The organism is Vibrio sp. YT-19(2023) (genome assembly GCF_033337395.1).
Genome location: NZ_JAWOQN010001017.1, coordinates 1 through 543, shown reverse-complemented (window position 1 = coordinate 543; position 543 = coordinate 1). Strand labels below are relative to the sequence as shown.

The window sequence follows — 543 nt, the reverse complement described above, 5'->3', positions numbered from 1 at the left end:
GCACACGCATTACATCTCGAGCTTTATTGGTATCAACCAAGCGGCTAATTTTACCCTTCTTGATCCACACGCTTAACATTGCATCCGCACCGTCTTCACTCATTCCAAACTGCTTAGCCAGCTCAGACTGTGAGACCGTCCCTTTGTCTGCAATATATTGATAAAGCTCATTTAAAATCATGCGACTTGCGCCTCTAACGCACCATGTTGTTTTTTACCAATACGTTTGAATACGTGATAAGTTCCGATGAAGATTGCAACAATAATTGCCATCCAGACACCACTAGTAATTGGGCTTTCAGAGAAATGCGTCAACTGATTGTAGAACGTTGCACATAGGTAAGCTAAACGCATCGTCCATACCGCAATAAAGCGTGCGAAGTTATGGCCAAATTCACGTACATACGCCCCCATCGCAGCAACACATGGTGTGTACAACAAGATGAAGATCAAGTAAGCAAACGCGGCATGGCCAGAAACAAACTGAGACTTAATGTTGCCGAAGATAGACGCATCCACTTCTTGTTCTTCTGCAACTGCATT

At 43.8% G+C, this 543-nt stretch carries 1 protein-coding gene and 1 pseudogene; both read right to left on the bottom strand.

The genetic code is table 11. The features are described 5' to 3' along the window. Window positions 1–181, bottom strand: a 181-nt coding sequence (locus R7E78_RS29770) for a FeoC-like transcriptional regulator (RefSeq protein ID WP_318059101.1), incomplete at its 3' end; no start/stop codon positions are given. Next, window positions 178–543, bottom strand: a pseudogene (locus R7E78_RS29765) (nucleoside recognition domain-containing protein); the annotation flags it as partial. The gene R7E78_RS29770 and the pseudogene R7E78_RS29765, both read right to left, overlap by 4 nt.